The organism is Thermococcus sp., from assembly GCF_027008145.1.
Taxonomy (GTDB): Archaea; Methanobacteriota_B; Thermococci; order Thermococcales; family Thermococcaceae; genus Thermococcus.
On the sequence record NZ_JALTCZ010000080.1, the window covers coordinates 25,095 to 31,758 of the forward strand.

The 6,664-nt window shown below is 50.9% G+C and carries 7 protein-coding genes; 1 reads left to right on the forward strand and 6 read right to left on the reverse strand.

The window, feature by feature from the left end; translation table 11 throughout:
- Positions 1–126 precede the first annotated feature (126 nt).
- A complete protein-coding gene (locus MVD07_RS03820) occupies positions 127–1,452 on the forward strand; it encodes a sodium:proton antiporter (protein ID WP_297498871.1) in 1,326 nt (441 codons plus the stop codon).
- Here MVD07_RS03820 and speB read toward each other — a convergent pair.
- From speB to MVD07_RS03850, 6 genes are all read right to left on the reverse strand, one after another.
- Positions 1,447–2,316 carry an agmatinase gene (gene speB / locus MVD07_RS03825; protein WP_297498875.1) on the reverse strand — a complete coding sequence of 290 codons (870 nt, stop codon included), beginning with the start codon at positions 2,314–2,316 and terminating at the stop codon, positions 1,447–1,449. The genes MVD07_RS03820 and speB overlap by 6 nt on opposite strands.
- A gap of 44 nt (positions 2,317–2,360) precedes the next feature.
- Positions 2,361–2,810 (reverse strand): universal stress protein, encoded by a 450-nt coding sequence (locus MVD07_RS03830; RefSeq protein WP_297498878.1) that lies wholly within the window; start codon positions 2,808–2,810, stop codon positions 2,361–2,363.
- Positions 2,811–2,820: 10 nt separating this feature from the next.
- Positions 2,821–4,101, reverse strand: a complete 1,281-nt coding sequence (locus tag MVD07_RS03835; RefSeq protein WP_297498881.1) for an ArsB/NhaD family transporter — start codon at positions 4,099–4,101, stop codon at positions 2,821–2,823.
- A gap of 17 nt (positions 4,102–4,118) precedes the next feature.
- Positions 4,119–4,664 (reverse strand): universal stress protein, encoded by a 546-nt coding sequence (locus tag MVD07_RS03840; RefSeq protein WP_297498884.1) that lies wholly within the window; start codon positions 4,662–4,664, stop codon positions 4,119–4,121.
- 85 nt (positions 4,665–4,749) lie between these two features.
- Positions 4,750–5,160, reverse strand: coding sequence for a translation initiation factor IF-5A (locus MVD07_RS03845; protein WP_297498887.1), 411 nt, complete (start codon positions 5,158–5,160; stop codon positions 4,750–4,752).
- A gap of 65 nt (positions 5,161–5,225) precedes the next feature.
- Positions 5,226–6,602, reverse strand: coding sequence for a sodium-dependent transporter (locus MVD07_RS03850; RefSeq protein WP_297498905.1), 1,377 nt, complete (start codon positions 6,600–6,602; stop codon positions 5,226–5,228).
- Positions 6,603–6,664: the final 62 nt, after the last annotated feature.

Consider the following 6,664-nt stretch of genomic DNA (forward strand, 5'->3'; position numbering starts at 1 on the left):
GCCAGTTTTATGGTTTTTCCGAAACTTTATCGTTAGGGGGCCCTAACTCTCAAAAATACCCGGGGAAAGCTTTAAAATCAGTATGACAACCTCGTTACGATAAAAGAAGAACGAGGAGGCGATATCATGACAGTGGACATTATAATAGGGATTCTTGTGGCGGTACTTGGCTCAGGAATAATAGCAATGCTGATAAGCAGGCGTTACAACATTTCTTACATCCCCCTCTTTATAATCGCAGGCATGATCCTTGGGCCGATAGCAATTCTGATTCCAAGAAGCATTGCCCGCGAACTTTTTGATTATGTCCGTGTCTTCGGTCTTGTTATAATTCTGTTCACAGAGGGGCATAATCTAAGCTGGAAACTTCTAAAAAGAAACTTTCCGACCATATCAACTCTCGATACTGTTGGACTCGTTATCACAGCCATTCTAGCGGCTTGGTTTTTTTCCTTCATCTTCCATGCCCCGTTCTTGATAGGGTTCCTTTATGGGGCAATAATCAGTGCAACTGATCCAGCTACGTTGATTCCGCTCTTCCGTCAGTATAAGGTCAAGCAGGATATCGAGACGACCATAGTTACGGAATCTATTTTCAACGATCCCCTCGGCATAGTCTTAACAGCGGTTGCAGTGGCCATGCTTGTTCCTCAGGCCAGCGGTGGACTTTTTGCGAGCATGGGCTCTCACTTGGGTGTCTACGGTGCCGCGGTGGTTTACTTCCTTTACGAGGTCGTAGTGTCCATCCTCATTGGCATAGCCGTTGGGGTTTTCGGCTACTGGTTCATTAAGAAAATGAAAATATTTGAGTTCCCTGAGATTGAGATATTCTCCCTCTTTCTGGCCTTCAGCGGGTTCATGATTGGGGAGGCGTTCCAAGCTTCAGGTTACCTCGTTGCCACCGTTACAGGAATAGTACTCGGTAACTACAAGGTCTTCAGCAAGAAGGAGAAGCCGCAGGTTCTCAACAGGGTCATGAAAGCCATCGAAAAGGAGGTTCACTTTAACGAAAGCCTCGCTGCAATAGCAACAATATTCATTTTCGTCCTTCTTGGAGCCAGCATTAATCTTAAGCCGCTCACAGAGAACCTCTGGGGCGGAATACTTATTGCGTACTTTATAATGCTTATAGCAAGGCCGATAGCAGCACTTCCCATACTCAAGTGGTGGGGTCTTAAGGAATACATTTTCATATCCCTTGAAGGGCCGAGGGGAGTTGTCCCGTCAGCACTAGCGGCATTGCCACTGAGTCTGGCCATGAAGTACCACAGCAATTTATTAACAGTGTATTGGGGAGAGGTTATTCTTGCAGTAACCGTTATTACGGTTTTAGCATCCGTCATAACTGAGACCATCTGGGTGCCGTTCCTCAAGAACAAGCTCCTCCAGTCTGAGACCGTTGAGGATAGGGTAAAGGAATATCATGAGAAAAAGAGGGCAGGAACCTCATGACTTCCCCATTTTTTCCATTGCACCGATGAAGTAAAAGAGCAACTTTGCACCGGTTAGGGCAGTGGGGTTGCCGAGGCTTTCTCCGGCCACTTCCATTATGTCAAAACCAGCTATTTTCTTGTTCTCAATGAGCCATTCGATTGCCTCAACTACTTCCCAGAATCCAAGGCCACCCGTCTCGGGAGTCCCCGTCGTCGGAACCATTGAAAGGTCAAAGACATCTATGTCTATCGAGAGGTAGACCGGCTCTGGGAGGGTTTCGACTAACTCAACGAAGGCATCAAAACTGTAGTCCCTGGCGTGCACCCACCTTATCCCTTTCTTCTCAGCGTACTCCACTTCCTCCCTTGTCCCGCTCCTTATCCCAAACATCGCCTCTTTGACACCGAGTTCGCTTATCCTCCTCGCGACGCAGGCGTGGCTGTAGGGGTTATCCTCGTAGGAGTCCCTGAGGTCGAGATGGGCATCGAAGACCACGTAGCTCTCCGGTTTCAATGCTTCAACGGCCCCGAGCGTCTGGGAGTGCTCCCCACCGAGGAGTATTGGGACGGCCCGTGGATTTGCCCTTTTCAGTTCCTCAATGGTCACCCTAACCCTATCTAATGTCTTCCTCGGGTCTCCGGCCACCACTGTGATGTCTCCAATGTCAGCGATAGGCACCTCGGCGAGATCGATGCCGTAGTCGAGGATGTAGCTCTCAAGGTTGAGTGTGGCGTGCCTTGTGAGCGTCGGTCCGAAGCGTGCTCCCGCCTTGAAGCTCGTTGTCCCGTCAAAAGGAATTCCCATGATTACGAAGCGAGCTTCATCAGGTTCCTTCAGGGGGAACTCAAGTTTGAGGCTCCCGTGGGTGTAGAGGAACTCCATGCCACCACCGGGCAGAAAAAGGAGGGAGGGGTTTTAAAGTTAGCTCACCGAACTATCATGACCGGCGGCTTTATGGAGCCAACGACCTCCTCAAGGATTGAGCCTATCCTCGTCTTTCCGCTCTTTCCGTATGCTCCCATGACGATGAGGGAGTATTTTTCGGAGTTGGTCTCCTGGAGGATTGCATCCTTCGCCGGCCCTTCAACTATCTTAAACGAGCAGTTGATGCCCTCCTTTCTGCCGAGCTCTAAGAGACTCGTGAGGAGCTCCTTTATTCCCCTCTTGTTCTCCCTCCACAGGGCTTCCTCGAAGCGCTGTATCTCCTCTAGGCTGCCACTCCTTACGCTGGTGTGGAAGGCTATTGCTCTAACTTCCCTCCTGTCGAGGACGGAAAAGAGGACTACCTTTGCATTTCTAGGCTTCGCCACAGCGAAGGCGTGGAGGGCAGCCTTCTGACTCCACTTCGAACCGTCAATAAGTACGAGTATTCTCATGCTTACCACCTCACAGCACCACATACCTTAGCCACAGCAGGAGGCTTCCAACGGCCACGGTTGAGAACATGATCACCAAGCCCGCCTTCATGAAGTCTCCGAAGGTTATCCTTATCCCTTCCCTGTAGGCTATTCCTATAACAACCACGTTGGCGCTCGCCCCTATAGCCGTCCCGTTGCCACCGAGACAGGCCCCGAGTGAGAGAGCCCACCATAGGGGGTATGGGCTGAAGCTTGTCCCCATGGCCTTTATAAGTGGTATCATCGTGGCGGTTAGAGGGATGTTGTCAACCACCGCGCTTGAAACTGCCGAAAACCATGCTATTGTGAATATTGCCTCCCCCTCCGTGTGAACTAAGCCGGTCATCCGGAGGGCTACTGCATCGATTACTCCCGTCTCCACCAACGAGCCCACGATTATGAAGAGCGCTCCGAAGAAGAAGAGGGTCGCCCATTCGACCTTTTCTAGGGCCTGCTCGGGGGAAGCTCCAGACCATAGGAGCAGGATTGATGCACCGGTTAGTGCTATGATAGCCGGCTCAAGACCGAGCCTGTCGTGAAGGAAGAAGCCCACTACAACGAGCCCAATAACAATGAGCGACTTCTTGAAGAGCTTTCTGTCTCTTATGGCATCGTTTTCGTTCATTTCCATTATCAAGCTCTTTATGGCTTCTTCCCTTTCAGGGCTGACCTTAATGGTGCTCCTGTAAGCGAGGTATATTATTGCGACTGTCACGAAGAGATCTAGGAACGCTATCGGCGTCATGTTGGCAATGAACTCGTTGAAGCTCAGGCCCGCTGCTGAGCCTATCATTATATTCGGTGGATCTCCGATGAGTGTTGCCGTTCCACCTATGTTGGAGGCAAACACTTCCGAGAGGAGGAAGGGGACAGGGTTGACCTCCATCCTCTTCGTTATGTAGAGTAGCATTGGCGTCAGGAGCAGAACTGTGGTAACGTTATCAAGGAAAGCACTGACGACGGCAGTGACAACCGAGAAGAGCAGAAGGACGCGCATCGGGTTTCCCTTTGAGAACTTGGCTGTCTTTATAGCTATGTACTCGAAGAGCCCGCTCTCCTTGGCTATGTTGACGACGACCATCATCCCGGCAAGGAGCAGTATTGTGTTAAGGTCAAGGTACTCTGGAACTTTCTCCCAGGAAACAACGTTGGTTATGAGCACGATGGAAGCTCCAATCATCGCTGCTACCGTTCTGTGGAGCTTCTCGGTCATTATGAAAGCGTAGGTTCCGAGGAACACGGAGAGGGCTATGACTTCTGGGGCGTTCACTAATGTCACCTTCCGCTTCAGTAAACTATAACCGGCTTCTCAATTCCCTGGACTATCCTGAAAACAAGGGGGCTTATGTTGTGGGTTTTCAGGCTCTCAGAGCCGAAATGCCTGGATATCATCAGGAGGTCGTGTTCCTCAACGGCTTCCTCGACGAAGGGGGCCTTTTCCTCAAAGATGAGTTCAGTGGTAAAGTACATTTCAAGCTCGGAGAGTTTTCTGGAGATCTTTTCGAGGACTTCCCTTCCGAGGCCCTCTTCTTTCTCCCTAAACTCCCTCGCTTCATCCTCGCCGAGGGTTTCCCTTATGAGGGTGCAGAGGGCGCTATCTATGATGTAAACAACCCTGACTGTTGCACTCTTGTAGGAAACCAGAACCTCATATAGCTCATCGGGTGGCTCCTGGGAGAACCTGTCGATGGTTAAGAGCACCGACGATATCACGGGTATCTTCATTTCCTCTTCGGTCAGGAAGAACTCCTGATAGGCCTTGACTATCTCCTCGTAGCGCGAGCCGGCAATGTTCTGGAACTTCCTGAGTATCAGCTCACCGAAGTTTACCATCCCAACCCCTAGCTGAAGGCTTAAAAAACAGTTTATATAAGTTGTGCCCAGGGATAAACCAAAAGGGAGCGAATATAGAAGGGGCTCATTCGCCCCTGACCTTCATTATCTTTATCCTTCCGAGGGTCTCCCAGTACTCGACGGTTATCCCCTCTGTGAGCTGGTTCTTGATATTGTCCTCAACGCCGGTCTCTATCGGGACATCAAAGGTCTCGTAAGTTTCCATGTCCATAAGCTGGACGGTATCGGGCGTTATGGCTATAATCTGGCCGACGCGCTTGTCGATTATTGGAACCTCAACTTCAGCGCTCGTGGGTTTGACGATGCTCCTCACCTTCTTGTCGAAGACGCCAACGGCCTCAATCCTCGCCTTTGCCGAGCCGTGCTTTCCAGGCGAGGAAACGGTTATGTTCACTATCCTGCAGGGCTCATCATCGATAATAATGTACCTGCCGGGCTTGAGCTTGCTGACCTGAACCTTGGTCTTGTCTCCCATCTTCCATACCTCCGTTTAAGCGTTCTCTCAGAGGTTGGGGAAGGCATTTAAAAAATTTTTGAAAGTCAACGCCGGGACTTCAGGAGGACGCTGTTCATGAAGGCTGGCACGAAGAGGACTAAGCCTATAACAGCTCCGAGCTTCGCAGCTATCGAGCTGTTGATGAATGCGTAGTAGAGGGTTCCGATGCCAACGAGCACTAGAAAGCCTATTGAGGCCCCTACAAGCCCCTTGTTGGCTGTCAGCTCCGAGGAGAATAGGGGATATGCTTCCAGTGCCGATACCAGCGCCGCAACGCCAAATGGGACGAAGAGGAACATAACCCTGACTGAGTGAAGGGCCATTACACCGGCTATGATTATCGCTATGAGGGTCACGACGCTCAGGCTTGACTTTCTTCCGAGTTGCATCATTTCGGAGAGCATCTGGCTACCCATCTCCATGAGGACTATGAGGGTTGTCAGCCCGGCGAAGTAGAGTGACAGGGCAAGGAGGTAGATTATCCTAGTCGCCTCGGGAACCCCCTTCAGAATTCTCGGGATGGTGTAGAACACCTTTATCGAGTCCTGTATGGGCGTTGTGCTGTTGGTGGCATAGCTTTGAAGGGCATGGAACTGGGTGTAGAGCTTGATGCTCTCCTCGGGTGAGATGTTGGTGCTGTGGACGCTCTTCTCAAAGGCCTGGAACGCTGGCCCGAGGGAGTAGGCCATTGTGTAAGCAGCTGCAAAGCTGAGTATCAGCTGGAGGAAGAAAACACCCACGAGGACCCTCTTGAAGTCAAGGTCTTCGGGTGAGAAGCTACCGATGACGTAGTAAACGCCCGCACCGAGACCGAAGGCTATGATGACCGAAGCGGTAAGCATTGTCAGCCCCTGGACTGTAAAGCCCCCGCCGAAGGAGGTTATCGCGCTAACAGCCTGGTGCATGTAGAACTTGGCCTGCTCGGAGGTCACCGTATTAAGGGCCTGTTCGCGGACGAGATACGCTGAGGCAAGGGTAAAGACTATCATGAGCACTGAAACTCCGGATATAAACTCCAGGACCCTCCCCTTTGCCAGCAGGAGCAGGAGCACCGTGAGGAGCAAGGTGAGTATCGCCAGCAGTGGAATGTAAGAGACGTCCCAGCCGAAGATGTATATGAGACTCCAAGAGGAGAGGTAAGCAGTGAGGCCGAGCATTATCAGGAGGAACATCAGAAGTGTGAAGATAAACGCCGGGGTCCTTGCGACTTTAAAGAACAGCTCGTATATCAGGTAGCGTGTCCTCTTCGTGCTCTCTGCCTCGCTGTATATCAAGAACATCGCAACCAGAATCGGCACCAGCGAAACCAGCAGTCCCTTGAGGCCAAAGACCATAAAGTATTTCGGCAGTATCAAAAAGTTCCATATTCCAAGTATGTATCCCGTTATGAGCAAAGCCATTAACACGCTGACCCTCCTCATTTTCACCACCCTTCATGGTTGAAACAGTAGCGAAGACGTTCGAAACTAAAGGTAGAATAACA

Coding starts and splice junctions, on each gene's coding strand:
- MVD07_RS03820 (WP_297498871.1), top strand. CDS start 127: ATGACAGTGGACATTATAATAGGGATTCTTGTGGCGGTACTTGGCTCA.
- speB (WP_297498875.1), bottom strand. CDS start 2,316: ATGGAGTTCCTCTACACCCACGGGAGCCTCAAACTTGAGTTCCCCCTG.
- MVD07_RS03830 (WP_297498878.1), bottom strand. CDS start 2,810: ATGAGAATACTCGTACTTATTGACGGTTCGAAGTGGAGTCAGAAGGCT.
- MVD07_RS03845 (WP_297498887.1), bottom strand. CDS start 5,160: ATGGGAGACAAGACCAAGGTTCAGGTCAGCAAGCTCAAGCCCGGCAGG.
- MVD07_RS03840 (WP_297498884.1), bottom strand. CDS start 4,664: ATGGTAAACTTCGGTGAGCTGATACTCAGGAAGTTCCAGAACATTGCC.
- MVD07_RS03850 (WP_297498905.1), bottom strand. CDS start 6,602: ATGAGGAGGGTCAGCGTGTTAATGGCTTTGCTCATAACGGGATACATA.